A 19,176-nucleotide genomic window follows, 5' to 3' on the forward strand; every position below is an offset into this window, starting at 1 on the left:
TGCGCGACACTGTGCGCTCTTGATTCGTGGAGCCCGTCATGACCGCCAGCGCCGACAAATTCACCCGCCAGACCCTGCTCGGCGTCCAGCCCCTGACCCCCAATCTGTTTTCCCTGCGCGTTACCCGCGACGCAGGCTTTCGCTTCCGTGCCGGGCAGTTCGCCCGGCTGGGTGTGAGCAAGGCAGATGGCAGCGTTGTCTGGCGTGCCTACTCCATGGTGAGCGCGCCGCATGACGAACATCTCGACTTCTTTTCCATCGTGGTGCCCGGTGGGGAGTTCACCAGTGAGCTGAGCCGCTTCGGTAAAGGCGACACCCTGCTGATCGACCGCCAGGCCTTCGGCTACCTGACCCTTGACCGCTTCGTTGGCGGCCGTGACTTGTGGCTGCTGGCCACCGGCACCGGCATCGCACCGTTTATGTCGATCCTGCAGGACTTCGAGGCCTGGGAGCGCTTCGACAACATCAAGCTGGTGTACTCGGTGCGCGAGGCGAAGGAGCTGGCATATGTCGATGAAATCGCCGCGCTGGAGCAGCGCGACTACCTGGCGGAGTACGCGGGCAAGTTGCAGTTCATTCCGGTGGTTACCCGAGAGCAGCATCCGGGGGCATTGAATGCGCGGATCACCACGCTGATCGAAAACGGCGAGCTGGAAAAAGCGGCGGGTCTGGAGCTGTCGCCGGAGCATTCACGGATCATGCTGTGCGGCAACCCGGAGATGATCGACGAGACGCGCAAGGTGCTCAAGGCGCGGGACTTGCAACTGAGCCTGAGCAAGCGGCCGGGGCAGGTGGCGGTGGAGAACTACTGGTAAGGAACAATGGCGCCTTTTGGATCGCCGTCACTGGGGCCGCTGCAAAGCGGCCCCAGTCGTTTTGTGCTTCAGGGCTGGCGATTCTGCGCCTTGAGCAGGTCGCGAATCTCGGTCAGCAGGGTTTCCTCGGCGCTGGGCACCGGCGGAGCGGTCGGTGCCACTGCCTCTTCGCGCTTGAGGCGGTTGATCACTTTCACACCCATGAAGATGGCGAAGGCGACGATGATGAAGTCGAGCACGGTCTGGATGAATTTGCCGTAGGCCAGCATGACGGCCGGCACATCGCCTTCGGCAGCCTTGAGCGTGATGGCCAGGTCGCTGAAGTCGACACCGCCGATCAGCAGGCCGATGGGGGGCATGATCACGTCACCGACGAAGGACGAAACGATCTTGCCGAACGCCGCGCCGATGATGATACCCACCGCCATGTCGACGACATTTCCCTTGACCGCGAAGGCCTTGAATTCACTGAGCATGCCCATGCTGTATTCCTTTGTTACGAATGGAGAGGTAAACGCAGTGTAAGCCACTAAAACGCTTCATGCGTGACGTTCGCAGCTACAGACTGTTTATAGAGCGAATAGTTTTGTCGCCCGCCGAGGCCTCCGGGGCACGTCCGTGTTCGGCTATCATGGCGGTTTTTTCCAGGAGACCCAGCCCATGGCCAAGGCCAAGCGTTTGTATGGCTGCACCGAGTGCGGCGCGACCTTCCCCAAGTGGGCCGGGCAGTGTGGCGAATGCGGGGCTTGGAACACCCTGGTCGAGAGCATGATCGAAAGCGGCGGCGCCGCGGCGCCGAGCGGGCGCACCGGCTGGACCGGGCAGCAGGCGCAGATCAAGACCCTGGCCGAAGTGAGCGTCGAGGAGATCCCGCGCTTCACCACCAGCAGCACCGAGCTCGACCGCGTCCTGGGCGGGGGCCTGGTGGATGGGTCGGTGGTGCTGATCGGGGGCGATCCGGGTATCGGCAAATCGACCATCCTCCTGCAGACCCTGTGCAACATCGCCGTGCAGATGCCAGCGCTGTATGTCACCGGCGAGGAGTCGCAGCAGCAGGTGGCCATGCGTTCCCGGCGTCTGGGCCTGCCCCAGGACCAGCTCAAGGTCATGACCGAAACCTGCATCGAAACCATCATCGCCACCGCGCGCCAGGAAAAGCCGCGGGTGATGGTGATCGACTCGATCCAGACCATCTTCACCGAACAACTGCAGTCGGCACCGGGTGGCGTGGCCCAGGTGCGCGAGAGTACGGCATTGCTGGTGCGCTACGCCAAGCAGAGCGGCACGGCGATCTTCCTGGTCGGCCACGTCACCAAGGAGGGCTCGTTGGCCGGTCCACGGGTGCTCGAGCACATGGTCGATACCGTACTGTATTTCGAGGGCGAGTCCGATGGCCGCCTGCGCCTTCTGCGCGCAGTGAAAAACCGCTTTGGCGCGGTCAACGAACTGGGCGTGTTCGGCATGACCGACCGCGGCCTCAAGGAGGTCTCCAATCCGTCGGCGATCTTCCTCAACCGCACCCAGGAAGAGGTGCCCGGCAGCGTGGTCATGGCTACCTGGGAGGGCACCCGGCCGATGCTGGTGGAAGTCCAGGCGCTGGTCGACGACAGCCACCTGGCCAACCCACGGCGGGTAACCCTGGGCCTGGACCAGAACCGCCTGGCCATGCTGCTGGCGGTGCTGCACCGGCACGGTGGCATCCCCACCCACGACCAGGACGTGTTCCTCAACGTCGTGGGTGGCGTGAAGGTGCTCGAGACTGCCTCCGACCTCGCGTTGCTGGCGGCGGTGATGTCCAGCCTGCGCAACCGGCCGTTGGCCCATGGCCTGCTGGTGTTCGGCGAGATCGGCCTGTCGGGCGAGGTGCGTCCGGTGCCCAGTGGCCAGGAGCGTCTGAAGGAAGCGGCAAAACATGGCTTCAAGCGTGCCATCGTGCCCAAGGGCAACGCACCAAAAGAGGCTCCCGCCGGGTTGCAGGTGATTGCCGTGACCCGTCTGGAACAAGCGCTGGATGCACTGTTCGAGTAGGTCATTTTCTTGTAAGTGATTCTCAATAGCGAGTAGCATACCGCCACCTTGCGACCACCTCATGGAGCGCGTGTGGCGGAGTTAGACCTCAAGCGGCTGTTTCTCAAGCACGCGAAAAACCTTCAAGGCCTGCTCTCGCGCAAGGTGCGCGACCCACAGCTGGCCGCTGACCTTGTGCAGGACAGTTTCCTGCGCCTGGCCGAGCAGCAGCGTACCGAGACCATCGACAACGCCCAGGCGTACCTTTATCGCACCGCGCACAACCTGATGATCGATCACGTGCGCCAGCAGCAAAGGCGCAAGACCGACACGGTGCCCCACGAGGCTTTCGAGGCGCTCGTCGAGGATGGCCCCGGGCTCGAGGAGCACGCCGTGCGCGAGCAGCACCTGCGTCGCTTGCAGACGATCCTCGGCGAGTTGCCCGAGCGCACCCGGGAGATCTTCCGCCTCAACCGCCTGGAAGGCATGACCCATGCCGAGGTTGCCCGGCAACTGGGGATCTCCGACAGCTCGGTGCAAAAGCATCTGGCCAAGGCCCTGGCCTATGTGATGCTGTGCCTGCAGGAAACCGAATGACCAACGGTTTACTGACAAATGCCGCTTCAGACGTCAGCCCAGACATAACCAGATCGCGAGAGAACCGTGTGAGCAGCCAGAACGAGCAAGCCATCCGCGAGCAGGCCGCCGAGTGGGTGGTGCTGGAGGGGAACGGCCCCCTGAGCCCGGCGCAGCAACTGGCGTTGGCGCAGTGGTGCGGCAGCGATCCGCGCCATGCGCGGGCCTATGCCTTCGCCCAGGCGACCTGGGCCGATCTCGGGCAGGTGACGAGCCTGGCACCGACAACGCCGCACCGGGCGCCAGTAGCCCGGGCCGAGCGTCCGCGTGGCTGGCGTCGGCCGACGCGGCTGCGCTGGGCGGTGGCCAGCAGTGCGTTGCTGCTGCTGGCAATCCTGGGCGTCGAACAAGGCCCTCGGGTACTGCTCGACTGGCGTGCCGACTACGCCACCGCCGCTGGCGAAGTGCGCCGCGTCAGCCTACCCGATGGCAGCCAGGTCGATCTGGACAGCGGCAGTGCCGTACAGCTCGACTTCGATGGTCGGCAGCGTCGGGTGCGCCTGTTGGCGGGGGAGGCGGTGTTCAGTGCGGCGCCGGTCAGCGCGGATGAGCCGCGGCCCTTCGTGGTCGAATATGCCGGTGCCACCAGCCAGGCACTGGGCACCCGATTCGTGGTGGGCAAGGTGGGTGATGGCGGCTGGGTGGGCATGCTCGAGCACAGTGTCGACGTGCGGCTGCAAACGGCACCGGCGCAGGGTGTCGCCCATCAGGTCCTGCAGGAGGGGCAGGCAGTGCGCTACGACCAGGCCCAGGGTATCCGGCCATGGATTGGCCGCGATCTGCACCGGGCCATCGACTGGCAGCGGGGTGTGCTGGTGTTCGAACGCCAGCCTCTGGCCGAGGTGGTCGAGCGCCTGAACCGTTATCGCGATGGCCGCCTGATGGTGGTCGATGGCACGCTGGCGCAGCGGGAAGTGAGCGGGGTGTTCCGCCTCGACAACCTGGCCGCCGCCGCCGATACCCTTGCCCGCGAGTTGAAGGCCAAGCGCCTGCAGTTACCGGGCTTGACCGTGATCTACTGAGTCTTTCGCAAAAAACTTTCATCTGGCGTTACTGAGTTTCCCCGCGTTGCTCGTCTGACTGTTGAGATTGATTTTCATTACTAGAAAACGCCAACAGACGAGACGCGCAGTGAGCACGCAATCAACTCGACCCCTCCGACCTCTGAGCCGCATCGCCCTTGCCGGCAGCCTGGCCTTGGGTACCTGTACCTTGTCGATGGGGATCGGCACGGCGCAGGCCGCTGTCGCCACCAGCAGCACCAAGTCCAACGTCATTCAGTTCGACATTCCCGCCCAGCCTCTGGACAGCGCCGTCCTGGCCTATGCCGAGCAGTCCGGTGTGCAGGTGTTCTTCGACAGCCGAACCCTGGCTGGCTTGCAAAGCGAAGGCCTGCACGGTGGCTACAGCATCGAAGAGGCGCTGCACCGTTTGCTGCGCGGCATGCCCGTACGCTATCGCTTCAGTGCTCCGGGCCAAGTAGGCCTGGAGCGCCTGGCGGAGGGTGGCCAGGTCATGGAACTGGGCGCCACCCATATTGACTCGATGCGTGACGGCGACTGGGTCTACCAGACGCCACGCTCGGTCAGCGTGATCACCCGCGAGCAGATCGACAAGCGCCCGCCGCGCCACGCTGCCGACCTGCTCGAGCAGACCGCCGGGGTGTACACGGCGGTCAACCAGCGCGACCCCGGGTTGTCGGTGAACATCCGTGGCGTGCAGGACTATGGCCGAGTCAACATGAACATCGATGGCATGCGCCAGAACTTCAGTGTCAACGGCCACCAGCAGCGCAACGGCACGATGTTCATCGACCCGGAGTTCATCCAGGGCGTGGAAATCGACAAGGGCACCTCTGCCGGCATGGGGGGCGCCGGGGTGATCGGTGGCATCGCCAGTTTCAATACCGTCGAGGCCCGTGACTTGCTTGGCGCCGGCAAGGAAGTCGGCGGTCGCCTGCGCGCTGGCCATGGCATCGGCGAGCTGGGCAATGGCACGTACTTCAACGGCAGTGCGCTGTTCGCTGCCGGCAACGAGATAGGTGACATCCTCGTCGGCTATAGCGAGCGGCACTTCGGCGACTACCGCAGCGGCACGCAGAATGCCGACAACCTGGGCACGCAGATCCGCGGCAAGCTGGAGAATCGCGAGGCCTGGAAGAGCTGGCTGCACGGTGAAGTCGGGGCGATGGACAGCATCACCCGCTCCCAACTGTTCAAGTTCGGCATCAACCTGCCTGAGCATCAGCGCCTGCAGTTCAGCTACTTCGAGACCGATGCCGACAGCAAGGATGCCTGGACCTACAACGACAGCAACAGTAACCGCTATTACTACCGGGTCACCGGGACCAATGACATCAATGCGAAGAACGCTGCAGTCGACTACAGCTTCTCGCCCGACAACGACCTGATCGATTTCAAGGCCAAGCTTTATTACGTAACCACCCGCCAGGACCGCTGGAACGCCGACAATATGTCCAGCGCGGGTACTGGCAACCGTGTCGAGGCCTATACCGACCGCTTCCAGACCGACACCTGGGGGCTGCAGGTGCAGAACACCTCGCGCTGGCACGTCGGGCAGGCCGACACCTTGAGTTTCAACTACGGCACCGAGCTGTTCCAGGACAGTTTCCGTCCCAGCACGGACCGTGTCGCCGCCCAGAACGAAGTGGAATCGCTGCCCTATGTGCAAGGTGCCAATCCCAAAGGTAAGCGGATCATGGCCAGCCTGTTCGGCAATCTCACCTACGAGCATGACGACTGGCTCAGTCTGGATGCCGGTTTGCGTTATGACCGCTACCGGCTGAGCGGCAAGACCGGCGTCACCACCTGGATGTACCCCGAGGGGGTCACCGAGGTCAGCCTTTCGCGCCAGCAGACTCACATGATCTTCGACGAGCAGACGGAGGAAGGCCGTTTCTCGCCAACCTTCGGTATTGCGCTCAAGCCAGGGCCGGACTGGTTGCAGGTCTACACCCGCTGGGGCCGTGGCTGGCGTCCGCCGGCGGTGACCGAGGTGTTCATGAGCGGACGCCCACATGCCGGCGGCAGTGCCGAGATGGTCTATCCCAATCCGTTTCTCAAGGCCGAGGAGTCGCACAACTGGGAGTTGGGGCTGAACATTTTCAAGGAGTCGCTGCTGCGCGACGGCGATCGGTTTGGCGCCAAGGTCGCCTACTTCGACACCCGCATCGACAACTTCTCGTTTCTCGACACCAATGTCTCGTTGCCCGGCAGCAGCGTAGCGGGTATCGCGCTGGGTCGCTCGGCCTACCAGAACAACCTGGAGACCACGCGCTTTCGCGGCGTGGAATACAGCCTGGATTACGACGCCGGCGCCTACTACGGGCAGCTCAGCTACACCCACATGATCGGCAGCAACGAGTTCTGCTCCAACCAGTTCTACATGGGCGGCGCACAGCGGCTGGTCAGTGCCGGCACTGTCATGCGCCCGGTCCGTGTGGGCAGCCGCATCATCATGCTGCCGGTGCGGGTATCACGCGCCGAGGGCGCCGCAGACACCAACAGCATCGTCAGCTGCGGCGACATCATGGGCAACGCCTCCTATATGCCTGCAGACCGCGGCGCGCTGACCCTGGGCATGCGCCTGCTCGATCGCACCCTGGATATAGGCATGCGTGTGCGCTACAGCGAAGGCAATGGCGAAAACCTCAAGAGCCATACCTACAACCAGATCGATCAGGCGCAGTGGCCCCAGTACACCGTCTATGACCTGTACGCCAGCTACTGGATGACTTCCAGCCTGAACCTGGCCCTTTCCCTGGAAAACGCCACCGATGAGGCCTACTTCGTGGCCATGGGCGACGGCAACAACCTGTCGCTGGCCCGTGGCCGCACCTTGAGCGGCATGCTTGAGTATCGCTTCTGATCCAACCGGGTTTGCCCATTCCGGGCGACGCGAAGGCACGGAACACGCCTTCGTCATCACTGTGCAACAACGAGGAACCGTCATGACCCTTTCCGTCAACTACGACGCCGCTTTCGCCAGCTCCACCGTCGACGATTACCTGGCCTTCTGGAGTGCCGGCTTCGTCACCGCCGGCCACGGCTACAGCAACACCGGCGGCTTCAGCAACGGCACCTTCGACGGCGACCAATACGCCACCCACGGTCGCAACAGCTCGGATTACGCCTTCATTGCCGACAGCGACAGCGCCAACGGCCTGCACTACGTGTTCGACCCATCGAAGGCACCGGGCGACAACCTCAATCACTACCTGTGGGGTTCGCTGGACAACGTTTCCCTGGGCGAAGTGCTCGGCGGCGGCAGCGGCAGCGACTTCACCCTGGGCAACTACGTGGTCAGCTTCAACGGCCTTGACCTGGATGCCGCGCAGGGCGCAGGTCGTGCCGGCAACGAAGTGCAGAGCGTGATCTACGGCCTGATGCAGGGCAACACCTCGGCCCTGGAGGGCGTGCTCGACAACCTGCTGGCCGGTTTTGGCGTGTCCACCAACAGCACCTTCGCCGAGATCGGCGCGGCCCTGGCCGCAGGCCCCGCTCACGCGGCCTCCGCCGAAGCGGTCGGCGTGCAGGCGCTGCCTGAGGACCTGGCCCTGGCGGCCTGAGCGCAGGCATGAAAAAGCGAATGGAAGGTCACCCTGCCATTCGCTGATCTGATGCACTTACCCCGCAGCCCGTGTCTTTGCCGGGCCCAGGCTGCGGCGGTGCGAATTCTGTGGCGACGATGGCGCGAATGCAATCGCCTGTCGGCGCCTTCTACGAGATTTCCAACAAATGCGAACTGCTCCCGCCGCGGCCAATGAAGTGCTGCGGGCGCTCAAGGCCTGCCGTGCCGGGCTTGGCAACGTCGCGTTGTTCACCGCGGTGATCAATGTGCTGATGCTGGCGCCGGCGCTGTACATGCTGCAGGTCTATGACCGGGTTTTGTCGTCGCGCAACGAGATGACCCTGTTGATGCTCAGCCTCATGGTGCTCGGGGTGTTCGCCTTCATGGGGCTGCTGGAGTGGCTGCGCAGCCAGGTGGTGATCCGCCTGGGCACGCGCATGGACATGGACCTCAACCCGCGGGTGTTCGAGGCGGCCTACCAGGCCAGCCTGGCCGGGCACAAAGGTGCGGCGGGGCAGATGCTCGCCGATCTGACCGCGCTGCGCCAGTTCGCCACCGGCCAGGCGTTGTTCGCCTTCTTCGATGCGCCGTGGTTCCCGGTGTACCTGTGGGTGATGTTCATGTTCAGCCCCTGCCTGGGCCTGATGGCGCTGGCGGGCGCGGTGTTGCTGACGGTGCTGGCGTGGCTCAACGAGCGCATGACCCAGGCGCCGTTTGCACAAGCCGGGCAACTGTCGCAGCAGGCGGGCCTGGAGGCCAGCGCCAACCTGCGCAATGCCGAAGTGATCGAGGCCATGGGCATGCTCGGCGCCGTGCGCCAGCGCTGGGCACGTTTGCATCATGGGTTTCTGGCCCAGCAGAACCTGGGCAGCGAGCGCACCGCGGCGGTCACCGCGCTGACCAAGACTGTGCGCCTGGCCTTGCAGTCGCTGGTGCTCGGGCTGGGCGCCTGGCTGGCCATCGAACAGTTGATCTCCCCGGGGATGATGATCGCAGGTTCCATCCTCATGGCCCGCGTGCTGGCGCCGATCGATCAGTTGATCGGTGCCTGGCGCCAATGGAGCGGTGCGCGCCTGGCCTATCAGCGCCTGAGCGAGTTGTTGCAGGCCCAACCGCCGCGGCCGGCGGGCATGCCCCTGCCGGCACCGCTCGGCAAGCTCACGGTCGAGCAGGTAGGCGCGACGCAGCCGGGCAACAGTCGCCTGTGCCTGAACAACCTGGGCTTCGCGCTGCCAGCGGGCGAGTCGCTGGGGATCATCGGCCCTTCCGGGTCGGGCAAGTCGACCCTGGCGCGGCTGCTGGTCGGCTCCGGCGCGCCGATCACTGGCAAGGTGCGCCTGGACGGCGCCGACCTGCGGACCTGGGACCGTGGCGCGCTGGGCCAGCATATCGGCTACCTGCCGCAGGATGTGCAGCTGTTCGCCGGCAGCATTGCCGACAACATCGCCCGCCTGGGCCTTGTCGACGCCCAGCAAGTGGTCGCTGCGGCGCAGCTGGCGGGCGTGCACGACATGATCCTCGCGCTGCCGGGTGGTTACGACACGCTGCTGGGGGAGGGCGGCATGGGGCTTTCCGGTGGCCAGCGCCAGCGCATCGGCCTGGCACGTGCGCTGTACGGGCTGCCGGCGCTGATCGTGCTCGACGAACCCAACTCCAACCTCGATGAGGCCGGTGAGCGGGCGCTGGTCGAGGCCATTGCCAGGCTGCGCGAGTACAAGCGCACGCTGATCCTGATCACCCACAAGTCCTCGCTGCTGGCCGGTCTGGACAACCTGTTGATGCTCAAGGGCGGCCAGCTGCAAGCCTTCGGCCCCACCGCGAGGGTACTGCAGGACGCCCAACGGGCTGCTCGGCCCGCCCCCGTCGCCCCCTCCACCGCCCGCAACCCCATCGGCCTGAACGTCACGTTCGGCCAGCCAAGAGCCTGACTTCATGAGCGTACACGCCCTCTCCACGCAAAAGACCGAGGCAAGCCTGCTCAGCCTCGATGAACACCGGCCGGGCCGTGTCGGCCGCTGGCTGGTGCTGGCAGGTTTCGGCGGCTTTCTGCTGTGGGCCGCGCTGGCGCCCTTGGACAAGGGCGTGCCGGTCAGCGGCAGCGTGATGGTCGCCGGTAGCCGCCAGGCCGTGCAGCACCCCACGGGCGGGGTGATCGAACAGTTGCTGGTGCGTGACGGTGACACGGTGAACGCCGGGCAGGTGCTGCTGCGCATGGACGCGACCCAAGCCCAGGCCCAGGTCGGTTCGTTGCGGGTGCAGTACGTCAACGCCCGCGCCGGGGAGGCGCGCCTGTTGGCCGAGCGCGATGGTCGGGCGACGCTTGCCTATCCCGAAGACCTGCAGGCCCAGGCACACCTCCCCTGGGTCGCCACGGTGCTGGAAGGGCAGCGCCAGCTGCGTGGCAGCCGGGCCCAGGCGCTGGACATGGAGCTCGGCGGCCTGCGCGAGAGCATTGCCGGTGCCGAAGCCTCGCTGCAGGGGCTGCAGGGTTCGCTGGCCAGCAAGCAGGCCCAGCGCGATGCGCTGGACGAGCAGTTGCGCGGCCTGCGCGAGCTGGCCCGGGACGGCTACATCGCCCGCAATCGCCTGCTCGACAGCGAGCGCCTGCTGGCCCAGGTCAATGGCTCGATCGCCGAGGACTTCGGCAACATTGGCCGCACCCGGCGCCAGGTGCTGGAGCTGAAGCTGCGTATCGGCCAGCGCCAGCAGGAGTACCAGAACGAGGTGCGCCAGCAGCTCGCCGAACTGCAGGCGAGCGCCGAGGACCTGGGCAACCGCCTGCGCAGCGCCGAGTTCGAGCTGGCCCATGCCCAGGTGCGGGCCCCGGTGGCCGGTACGGTGGTCGGCCTCAGTGTGTTCACCAACGGCGGGGTCATCGCTCGCGGCCAGCAACTGATGGAGATCGTGCCGCGCGATGCGCCTTTGCTGGTCGATGCGCGGGCCTCGGTGGAGATGATCGATCGCCTGCGCCCCGGCTTGCCGGTGGAGCTGATGTTTGTCGCGTTCAACCAGAGCACCACGCCACGGGTGGACGGCGAGGTGACCCTGGTCTCGGCCGACCGCCTGGTGGACGAGAAGACCCAGCAGCCCTACTACCAGGTACGTATCAAGGTCAGCGAACAGGGGCTGGGGCAACTGGCGGGCCTGGATATCCGCCCCGGCATGCCGGTGGAGGCCTTCGTGCGCACCGGCGAACGCTCGATGCTCAATTACCTGTTCAAGCCTTTGGCCGACCGGGTGCACGTTGCCCTGGCGGAGGAGTAAGGGTAATGCCGGTATCTTTGCGTTTCGCAGGCCTGTTTCTGCTGCTCACCAGTCTCTCGGCGCAGGCCTTGGACCTGGGCGATGCCTATGCCCTGGCCCTGCGCAACGACCCGACCTGGCAGGGCTCGATCGCCGAGCGCGAGGCGGGGCTCGAAAACCGGGCGATCGGCCGCGCTGGTCTGCTGCCAAAACTGTCGTACCGCTACAACCGTGCCCGCAACGACTCGGAGGTAACCCAGCGCAGCCAGTTCGGCGACGTGACCACCCAACGCGATTACCGCAGCTACAGCTCGACGCTGACCCTCGAGCAGCCGCTGTTCGACTATGCCGCCTGGAGTGACTACCGCCGTGGCGTGGCTCAGGCCGCGCTGGCCGACGAACGTTACCGTGGTCGTGGCCAGGAGTTGATGGTGCGGCTGTTCGGCGCCTACAGCGAAGCGCTGTTCGCTAATGAGCAGATCGCCCTGGCCCAGGCCCAGCGGCGTACCTTTGCCGAACAACTGACGCTGAACGAACGCCTGGTCAAAGGGGGCGAGGGCACCCGCACCGATGTGCTTGAGACCCGTGCCCGCTACGAGTTGGCCCAGGCCCAGGAGATCGAGGCCGGCGACAATCTCGATGCGGCGTTGCGGGCCTTGCAGGCGATCATCGGCGAGCCGGTAGAGGTTGATGACCTGGCGCCGATGACCGGTGATTTCCGCGTCCAGCCCCTGACCCCGGCACGCTTCGAGCCCTGGCGCGACCTGGCTGTTGCCCGCAACGCCGAGCTGGCCAGCCAGCGCCATGGGCTGGAGGTCGCCGAGCAGAACATCGAGCGGCAACGGGCCGGGCACCTGCCTTCGTTGAGCGCCTATGCCAGCAAGGGCATTTCCAGCTCCAGTTCCGAGAGCAGCTACAACCAGCGCTATGACACCGACAGCATCGGCATGCAGCTGAACGTGCCGCTGTTTGCCGGTGGCGGTGTGTCGGCGTCGGTGCGCCAGGCCCGGGCCCAGCGTGATGCCGCGGGCTTCGAGCTGGATGCGCAACTGCGCGACACGGTCAACCAGTTGCGTCGACAGTTCAACCTGTGCGCCAGTGGCACGGCGAAGATCCGCGCCTACGACCTAGCGGTCAAGGCGGCCACAGCCTTGGTGCAGGCCACGCGCAAGAGTGTTCAAGGCGGTGAGCGGGTCAACCTCGATGTACTGGATGCCGAGCAACAGTTGTTCGGTGCCCGGCGCGACCTGGCCCAGGCACGGCATGAGTACCTGCGGGCCTGGTTGCAGCTGCGCTATCTGGCGGGGGTGCTGGAGGCCGGTGATCTGAATGTGTTGAATCGGTACTTCGTGGCGCACGGCTAGGGCGATCGTGGTAGCGCGCTCGCTTTCACGCATCTGTTCAGACAAAAAAGGAGCCGACGATGCGCGTCGGCTCCCCTCGATGACCGTCCTGGTCAGCGATCAGTGTTCGGCAACCGCCTTGCGCCTGGGCGTCTCGTTGCCGTGCTCGTCCAGTTCCAGCACCGGTACCTCGTTGCCCTCGGCGTCGAACAACTTGCCATCCTTGAAGTAGTCGCCATCACGCAGGGCCGAGATATCGGAGTACTGGATGGTGCGCTCGTAGGCCGCGGCGAACACCGACTGGTTTTCCGAGTTGCCGGTGGTGAAGTGGTTGAACATCAGGTTCAGCAGAATTGCCATGATCGCCGCCGAGCTGATGCCGGAGTGGAAGATGGTTTCGAACCAGCTGGGGAAGCTGTGGTAGAAGTTCGGCGCCGCGATCGGGATCATACCGAAGCCCAGCGAGGCGGCGACGATGATCAGGTTGACGTTGTTCTTGTAGCTGACTTTCGACAGGGTGCGGATGCCGCTGGCGGCCACGGTGCCAAACAGCACGATACCGGCGCCGCCGAGTACCGGGGTAGGCACTGCCGCAATCACCCGGCCCATGATCGGCAGCAGGCCAAGCACCACCAGGATCACGCCGCCGGTGGCCACCACATAGCGGCTCTTCACGCCGGTCACTGCCACCAGGCCCACGTTCTGGGCGAAGGCGCTCTGGGTGAACGAGCCGAAGATCGGCGCCAGGATACTCGATGCCATGTCGGCGCGCAGGCCGTTGCCCAGGCGCTTGGAGTCGACCTTGGTGTCGATGATCTCACCGACCGCCAGGATGTCCGCCGAGGTTTCCACCAGGGTCACCATGATCACGATGCACATCGACAGGATCGCGGCGATGTGGAAGGTCGGCATGCCAAAGTGGAACGGGGTGGGGAAGGCGAAGATCGGGCCTTCGGTGACCTTGCTGAAATCAGCCATGCCCAGCGACCAGGCGATCAATGTGCCGGCGACCATCGCCAGCAGGATCGACAGGCGCGAAATGCTCGCGCTGCCCAGCTTGCTCAGCAGCAGGACGATGGCGAAGGTCAGTGCCGCCAGGCCGATGTTGGCCATGCTGCCGAACTCTGGCGATGCGCTGTTGCCGCCCATCACCCAGCGGGCCGCGACGGGCATCAGGGTGAGGCCGATGGTGGTGATGACGATGCCGGTCACCAGGGGCGGGAAGAATTTGGTGATACGCGAGAACACCGGGGTAATCAGGAACCCGATCAACGAGGCTGCCATTACCGCGCCCAGCACCGCCGGCAGGCCACCGCCGCCCTGGCTGCCGAGAATCGCGCCCATGGTCGCCACGCCCGCGAACGATACGCCCTGGACCAATGGCAGCTGGCAGCCGAAGAACGGCAGCCCAAGGGTCTGTAGCAATGTCGCAAGGCCACCGGCGAACAACGAGGCAGCGATCAGCAGGCCGATCTCCGCCGGGGCCAGGCCGGCGGCCTGGCCGAGGATCAGGGGTACGGCGACGATCCCTCCATACATGGTCAGGACATGCTGCAGCCCGTAGGCCAGGTTGGCGCCGAGGCCGAGGTTTTCGTCCTCGGGGCGCGGGGCGGGAGACGTGCTGGGGGACGTGGTCATTGGAGCAGGCTCTCTGTTTATTGTTGTGTCGCTACTGTAGACAACTAGTGCAAATAATTGCCACTAAAATTGTATACAAAGTTTTGATTGTAGCGCCGTAACGGGTGCGTCCAAGGTGCCTGAAACCTGGATGCACATTACGTTCCAACCTGCGAGAGACTGTTCCAGAGGGGTGTGTACAAAGAGGCTGGTAAAGGCAGGAAAGCTGTCTGGCTGGACAAGAAAGCCGCCACAGCCAGATCATTAGCAGGCTAAGAGATATCAATCTTCGATGAGTTCGCGCAGCTCACGCATCATTTCGGTGCTGTCTGCCAGGTTCAATTCCACAAGGCGGTGCAGATGAGTCATCGAATCGACATCTATGAACAGGCAGATAAAACCCAGCCGGGCGGACTCGTCGTGGCGCAGTTCGACCTGCATCCTGACCTGGGTTTTCTTGTCGTTGAGGTGGATGATCGCGTCGAAGTCCTGGGTGGGGTCGGCATCCCAGGGGCTTGGGCGCTCTACCAGCAAGCCCTTAAGCGACAGGTCCAGCAGTTTCACCAGCCAGCGACGTTCGCCCTGGCGCAGTTCGGTAGGGGCATCGAAGGCGATGCGCTGGAAGCGGCGGCGTTCGTCGTGGGCGTTCATGGTGGTTTCTCCGGGTGACATCCTGACTATAGTGAGTTTGGTATGTGCATCAGGTACGGCAATCTGGCCGCAGAGGCTCTAGACCAAAGCAAGTGTGGCAATGCGTCTTGACTGGCCCTAGACTCGATGGGCGGTCTTTCCAATCCACCAGCTGGAAGTAAACCATGAACAACAATAATAGCCTGCTACGCCACATTCCGTGGCTGGCGCTGGCAGTCATAGGGGCCTGCGCGCTGGGTGTGGTCGCCCTGCGTCGCGGTGAGGCGATCAATGCCTTGTGGATCGTCGTCGCGGCAGTGGCCATCTACTTGGTTGCCTACCGTTACTACAGCCTGTTCATCGCCACCAAGGTGATGCAACTCGATCCTCGCCGGGCCACGCCCGCTGTACTCAACAACGATGGCCTGGACTACGTCCCGACCAACAAGCACATCCTCTTCGGCCACCACTTCGCCGCCATCGCCGGCGCGGGCCCGCTCGTGGGCCCGGTGCTCGCCGCGCAGATGGGCTACCTGCCCGGCACGCTGTGGCTGATCGCCGGCGTGGTGCTGGCCGGCGCGGTGCAGGATTTCATGGTCCTGTTCCTCTCCACCCGTCGTAACGGCCGCTCGCTGGGCGACATGGTCCGTGAGGAGATGGGCCGCATTCCCGGCACCATCGCCCTGTTCGGTTGTTTCCTGATCATGATCATCATCCTCGCGGTGCTGGCGCTGATCGTGGTCAAGGCCCTGGCCGAGAGCCCGTGGGGCATGTTCACGGTCATCGCGACCATCCCGATCGCGATGTTCATGGGCATCTACATGCGCTACATCCGCCCGGGCCGCATCGGTGAAATCTCCATCGTCGGCGTGGTCCTGCTGCTGCTGTCGATCTGGCTGGGGGGCCAGATCGCCGCGGATCCGGTGTGGGGCCCGGCGTTCACCTTCACTGGCGTGCAGATCACCTGGATGCTCGTGGGCTACGGTTTCGTCGCCGCCGTGCTGCCGGTATGGCTGGTCCTGGCGCCGCGCGACTACCTGTCGACCTTCCTCAAGATCGGCACGATCGTCGGCCTGGCCATCGGTATCCTGATCATCGCGCCCGAGCTGAAGATGCCGGCGCTGACCCAGTTCACCGACGGTACCGGCCCGGTCTGGAAGGGCACCCTGTTCCCGTTCCTGTTCATCACCATCGCCTGCGGCGCGGTGTCCGGCTTCCACGCGCTGATCTCCTCGGGGACCACGCCCAAGCTGCTGGACAACGAAACCAACGCCCGTTACATCGGCTACGGCGGCATGCTGATGGAGTCGTTCGTCGCCATCATGGCCATGGTTGCCGCTTCGGTGATCGAGCCGGGCGTGTACTTCGCCATGAACAGCCCGGCCGCAGTGGTCGGCGCCGACGTCGCTTCGGTGGCGCAGACCGTCAGCAGCTGGGGCTTCATGATTACCCCCGAGCAACTGGAGGCCACCGCCCGCGACATCGGCGAGCACACCATCCTCGCCCGTGCCGGTGGCGCGCCGACACTGGCGGTAGGTATCGCGCAGATCCTGCACCAGGTGTTGCCGGGCGAGAACACCATGGCGTTCTGGTACCACTTCGCCATTCTGTTCGAGGCACTGTTCATCCTCACCGCAGTAGATGCCGGTACCCGTGCCGGGCGTTTCATGCTGCAGGACCTGCTGGGCAGCTTCGTCCCGGCGCTCAAGCGCACCGAGTCGTGGGGGGCCAACCTGCTCGCGACCGCTGGTTGCGTGGCGATGTGGGGCTACCTGCTGTATCAGGGCGTGATCGATCCGCTGGGGGGGATCAACACCTTGTGGCCGCTGTTCGGTATCTCCAACCAGATGCTGGCCGGTATCGCCCTGATGCTTGGCACCGTGGTACTGATCAAGATGAAGCGTCAACGCTACATCTGGGTCACCCTGGTACCTGCGGTATGGCTGCTGATCTGCACCACCGCCGCAGGCCTGATCAAGCTGTTCGACCCGAACCCGGCTGTGGGCTTCCTGGCCCTGGCCAAGAAGTACAGCACCGCGCTGGACGCCGGCCAGGTGCTGGCGCCTGCCAAGGACATCGGCCAGATGCAGCATGTGATCTTCAACGCCTACACCAACGCCGGCCTGACGATCCTGTTCCTGGTGGTGGTGTTCAGCATCCTGTTCTTCGCCCTCAAGGTCGGCTATGCCGCCTGGGGCCGCAAGGAGCGCAGCGACAAGGAAACCCCGTTCCAGGCTTTGCCTGACGCTTGAGAGGAATGCCGCGATGTTCAACGACCTGGGTCGACTGGGCAAGTACCTGGGGCAGGCCGCCCGCCTGATGGTCGGCATGCCCGATTACGACAACTATGTCGAGCACATGCAGACCAAGCACCCGGACAAGCCGGTGATGAGCTACGAGGCGTTCTTCCGCGAGCGCCAGGAAGCGCGTTATGGTGGCAAGTCCGGGCCCAAGTGCTGTTGAACCCGCGACACGCATGAACCAGTGGGAGCCCGGGCAACCGGGCTCCCACTTTCATTTTCAGCTGCAGGAGACAACCGCGTGCAAACGCCGATTCCCGTTACCGTGCTGACCGGCTTTCTTGGTGCCGGCAAGACCACACTGCTCAAGCACATGCTCAAGGCCGAGCACGGCCTGAGGCTCGCCGTGATCGAGAACGAGTTCAGCGAGGCAGGCATCGACAGCCAACTGCTGGGCGATGAACCGGTGCAGGTGATGACCCTGGCCAACGGCTGCGTGTGCTGCAGTATCCATGGTGACCTGACCCGTGCCCTGTACCTGCTGCTCGAACGCCTGGACGCCGGCGAGATCGCCTTCGATCGCCTGGTGATCGAGTGCACGGGCCTCGCCGACCCTGCACCCGTGGCACAGAGCTTCTTCATCGACGAAGAGCTGCGCGAGCGCTATATCCTCGATGGCATCATCACCCTGGTCGACACCGCCCACGCCGAACTGCACCTGACCCAGGCCATCGCCCAGGCCCAGGTCGGCTTTGCCGACCGCCTGCTGCTGAGCAAGACCGATCTGGTCGAGCCGCAGGTGGTCGACGCCCTGCGCGAGCGCCTGGCGCGCATCAATGGCCGGGCGGCGATCCGCGTGGTCGAGCATGGGCGTATCGACTTGGCCGAGCTGCTCGATGTGCGGGGGTTCAACCTCAACCCGGACCTGGGCATCAGCCCCGGGCCCAGCTTGCGCCCGGTCCTCAAACCCGCCACCCCGGATCGCATTTCGACGCTGGTGCTGCGCACCGAAACGCCGTTGGATATCGATCGGCTCAGCGACTTCATGAACGAGCTGCTGGAGCAGCACGGCAAGCAGCTGTTGCGCTACAAGGGCGTGTTGAATATCGCAGGTGAAGATCGCCGTTTGGTGTTCCAGGGAGCGCTGAAGCTGTACGGCTTCGACTGGGACGCCGAGTGGAAGGAAGGCGAGCTGCGGGAAAGCGTGATGGTGTTCATTGCCGATGAGCTGCCGGAAGAAAGGATTCGGTCTGGTTTCGAAGCTTTGAGCCACGCCTGATTGAGATACAGCCGACTGTTCGATGCCGCCGTAAGGCGGCATTTTTTTGGCCTCGTTTCAGCGATCAGGCCAGTCGAGGTGGCCGCTTGCAGGAGGTACTTTTTTTGGTACACTTGGCCGCGTCGGATCTAAAACTAAATGTGCAGTTCTTCCGTAGGGCGTTGGGTAATGAGCCCGTGAGGGAGTGGCTAAAGGGCTTGGCACGTGAAGAACGCTATCTGATTGGCATGGAAATCAAGACCGTTCAGTTGGGATGGCCACTTGGCATGCCCTTGGTCAGAAAGCTGGAGCACGGGCTTTGGGAAATCCGTATCGACATGGGGCATGTCGTTGCCCGTGTACTGTCCACGATCATGGATGGAGTGATGTTCATGCTCCATGGATTCATCAAGAAAAGCCAGAAAACGCCTTCAGCAGATCTGGCTCTGGCCAGGCAACGCAAGGCCAGCTTACGGAGGTCAACTACATGAACCCGCATATCGGTTCGAACTTCGATGATTTTCTCGCCGAAGAGGGCATCCTCGAAGAGGTCACGGCGGCTGCGCTGAAACGGGTGATCGCCTGGCAACTGACGCAGGCGATGAAGCAGCAAAAGATCAGCAAGAAGGCCTTGGCCGAGCGTATGCACACCAGCCGGGCGGCGGTCGATCGAGCCTTGGATCAGACTGACGCTGGCATGACCTTGGCAACACTGGCCAGCGCAGCCAGGGCCTTGGGGCAGCGCGTGGAAATACGTCTCGTACCGGATGTCGCACCAGCCCGATGAAGCACAAACA

General features: G+C 64.2%; 17 protein-coding genes. 14 read left to right on the forward strand and 3 right to left on the reverse strand.

What is annotated here, in order from left to right; translation table 11 throughout:
• The first annotated feature begins 38 nt into the window (after nucleotides 1-38).
• On the forward strand, nucleotides 39-815 hold the full coding sequence (locus tag DFS21_RS25260; protein ID WP_110704089.1) for a ferredoxin--NADP reductase: 777 nt from the start codon (nucleotides 39-41) through the stop codon (nucleotides 813-815).
• 68 nt (nucleotides 816-883) lie between these two features.
• Here the strand turns inward: DFS21_RS25260 and mscL are convergent, their stop codons facing one another.
• Entirely contained in the window at nucleotides 884-1,297 is a 414-nt protein-coding gene (mscL, locus tag DFS21_RS25265; protein WP_046857209.1) for a large-conductance mechanosensitive channel protein MscL, read from the reverse strand.
• Between the two features lie 178 nt (nucleotides 1,298-1,475).
• Between mscL and radA the strand changes: the two genes are divergently transcribed.
• The 8 genes from radA to DFS21_RS25305 all read left to right on the forward strand — a co-directional run bounded on the left by radA (nucleotide 1,476) and on the right by DFS21_RS25305 (nucleotide 12,655).
• A complete protein-coding gene (radA, locus tag DFS21_RS25270; RefSeq protein ID WP_046857208.1) occupies nucleotides 1,476-2,843 on the forward strand; it encodes a DNA repair protein RadA in 1,368 nt (455 codons plus the stop codon).
• A 72-nt stretch (nucleotides 2,844-2,915) separates the two neighbouring features.
• Nucleotides 2,916-3,419 carry an RNA polymerase sigma factor gene (locus tag DFS21_RS25275; protein WP_110704091.1) on the forward strand — a complete coding sequence of 168 codons (504 nt, stop codon included), beginning with the start codon at nucleotides 2,916-2,918 and terminating at the stop codon, nucleotides 3,417-3,419.
• A gap of 68 nt (nucleotides 3,420-3,487) precedes the next feature.
• A complete protein-coding gene (locus DFS21_RS25280; protein ID WP_110704093.1) occupies nucleotides 3,488-4,480 on the forward strand; it encodes a FecR family protein in 993 nt (330 codons plus the stop codon).
• 196 nt (nucleotides 4,481-4,676) lie between these two features.
• A complete protein-coding gene (locus tag DFS21_RS25285) occupies nucleotides 4,677-7,346 on the forward strand; it encodes a TonB-dependent receptor (protein ID WP_178082058.1) in 2,670 nt (889 codons plus the stop codon).
• An 82-nt stretch (nucleotides 7,347-7,428) separates the two neighbouring features.
• Nucleotides 7,429-8,046 carry a heme acquisition protein HasA gene (locus DFS21_RS25290; RefSeq protein ID WP_102684544.1) on the forward strand — a complete coding sequence of 206 codons (618 nt, stop codon included), beginning with the start codon at nucleotides 7,429-7,431 and terminating at the stop codon, nucleotides 8,044-8,046.
• 169 nt (nucleotides 8,047-8,215) lie between these two features.
• Entirely contained in the window at nucleotides 8,216-9,976 is a 1,761-nt protein-coding gene (locus DFS21_RS25295; RefSeq protein ID WP_111533393.1) for a type I secretion system permease/ATPase, read from the forward strand.
• Nucleotides 9,977-9,980: 4 nt separating this feature from the next.
• Nucleotides 9,981-11,312 carry an HlyD family type I secretion periplasmic adaptor subunit gene (locus DFS21_RS25300; RefSeq protein ID WP_110702485.1) on the forward strand — a complete coding sequence of 444 codons (1,332 nt, stop codon included), beginning with the start codon at nucleotides 9,981-9,983 and terminating at the stop codon, nucleotides 11,310-11,312.
• Between the two features lie 5 nt (nucleotides 11,313-11,317).
• On the forward strand, nucleotides 11,318-12,655 hold the full coding sequence (locus DFS21_RS25305; RefSeq protein ID WP_111533394.1) for a TolC family outer membrane protein: 1,338 nt from the start codon (nucleotides 11,318-11,320) through the stop codon (nucleotides 12,653-12,655).
• A 99-nt stretch (nucleotides 12,656-12,754) separates the two neighbouring features.
• Here the strand turns inward: DFS21_RS25305 and DFS21_RS25310 are convergent, their stop codons facing one another.
• The gene (locus DFS21_RS25310) at nucleotides 12,755-14,272 is read right to left on the reverse strand and encodes a nucleobase:cation symporter-2 family protein (RefSeq protein ID WP_023630301.1); all 1,518 of its coding nucleotides are present in this window, start codon (nucleotides 14,270-14,272) and stop codon (nucleotides 12,755-12,757) included.
• A gap of 261 nt (nucleotides 14,273-14,533) precedes the next feature.
• Nucleotides 14,534-14,902: a PilZ domain-containing protein gene (locus tag DFS21_RS25315; RefSeq protein WP_102683876.1), complete on the reverse strand. Its 369-nt coding sequence runs from the start codon at nucleotides 14,900-14,902 to the stop codon at nucleotides 14,534-14,536.
• Between the two features lie 164 nt (nucleotides 14,903-15,066).
• On the opposite strand from DFS21_RS25315, the gene DFS21_RS25320 reads away from it, so the two are divergent.
• From DFS21_RS25320 to DFS21_RS25340, 5 genes are all read left to right on the forward strand, one after another.
• A complete protein-coding gene (locus DFS21_RS25320; protein ID WP_046857199.1) occupies nucleotides 15,067-17,133 on the forward strand; it encodes a carbon starvation CstA family protein in 2,067 nt (688 codons plus the stop codon).
• 13 nt (nucleotides 17,134-17,146) lie between these two features.
• Nucleotides 17,147-17,344 (forward strand): YbdD/YjiX family protein, encoded by a 198-nt coding sequence (locus DFS21_RS25325; protein ID WP_008094130.1) that lies wholly within the window; start codon nucleotides 17,147-17,149, stop codon nucleotides 17,342-17,344.
• A 78-nt stretch (nucleotides 17,345-17,422) separates the two neighbouring features.
• Nucleotides 17,423-18,400 carry a GTPase gene (gene yjiA / locus DFS21_RS25330; RefSeq protein WP_111533395.1) on the forward strand — a complete coding sequence of 326 codons (978 nt, stop codon included), beginning with the start codon at nucleotides 17,423-17,425 and terminating at the stop codon, nucleotides 18,398-18,400.
• A 113-nt stretch (nucleotides 18,401-18,513) separates the two neighbouring features.
• On the forward strand, nucleotides 18,514-18,870 hold the full coding sequence (locus tag DFS21_RS25335; RefSeq protein WP_111533400.1) for a type II toxin-antitoxin system RelE/ParE family toxin: 357 nt from the start codon (nucleotides 18,514-18,516) through the stop codon (nucleotides 18,868-18,870).
• Nucleotides 18,867-19,166, forward strand: coding sequence for a helix-turn-helix transcriptional regulator (locus DFS21_RS25340; RefSeq protein WP_094010329.1), 300 nt, complete (start codon nucleotides 18,867-18,869; stop codon nucleotides 19,164-19,166). Before DFS21_RS25335 ends, DFS21_RS25340 begins: the two co-directional genes overlap by 4 nt.
• The last annotated feature ends 10 nt before the right edge of the window (nucleotides 19,167-19,176 follow it).

The organism is Pseudomonas sp. 2848, assembly GCF_003253945.1.
In the GTDB taxonomy this organism is placed as follows: Bacteria; Pseudomonadota; Gammaproteobacteria; order Pseudomonadales; family Pseudomonadaceae; genus Aquipseudomonas.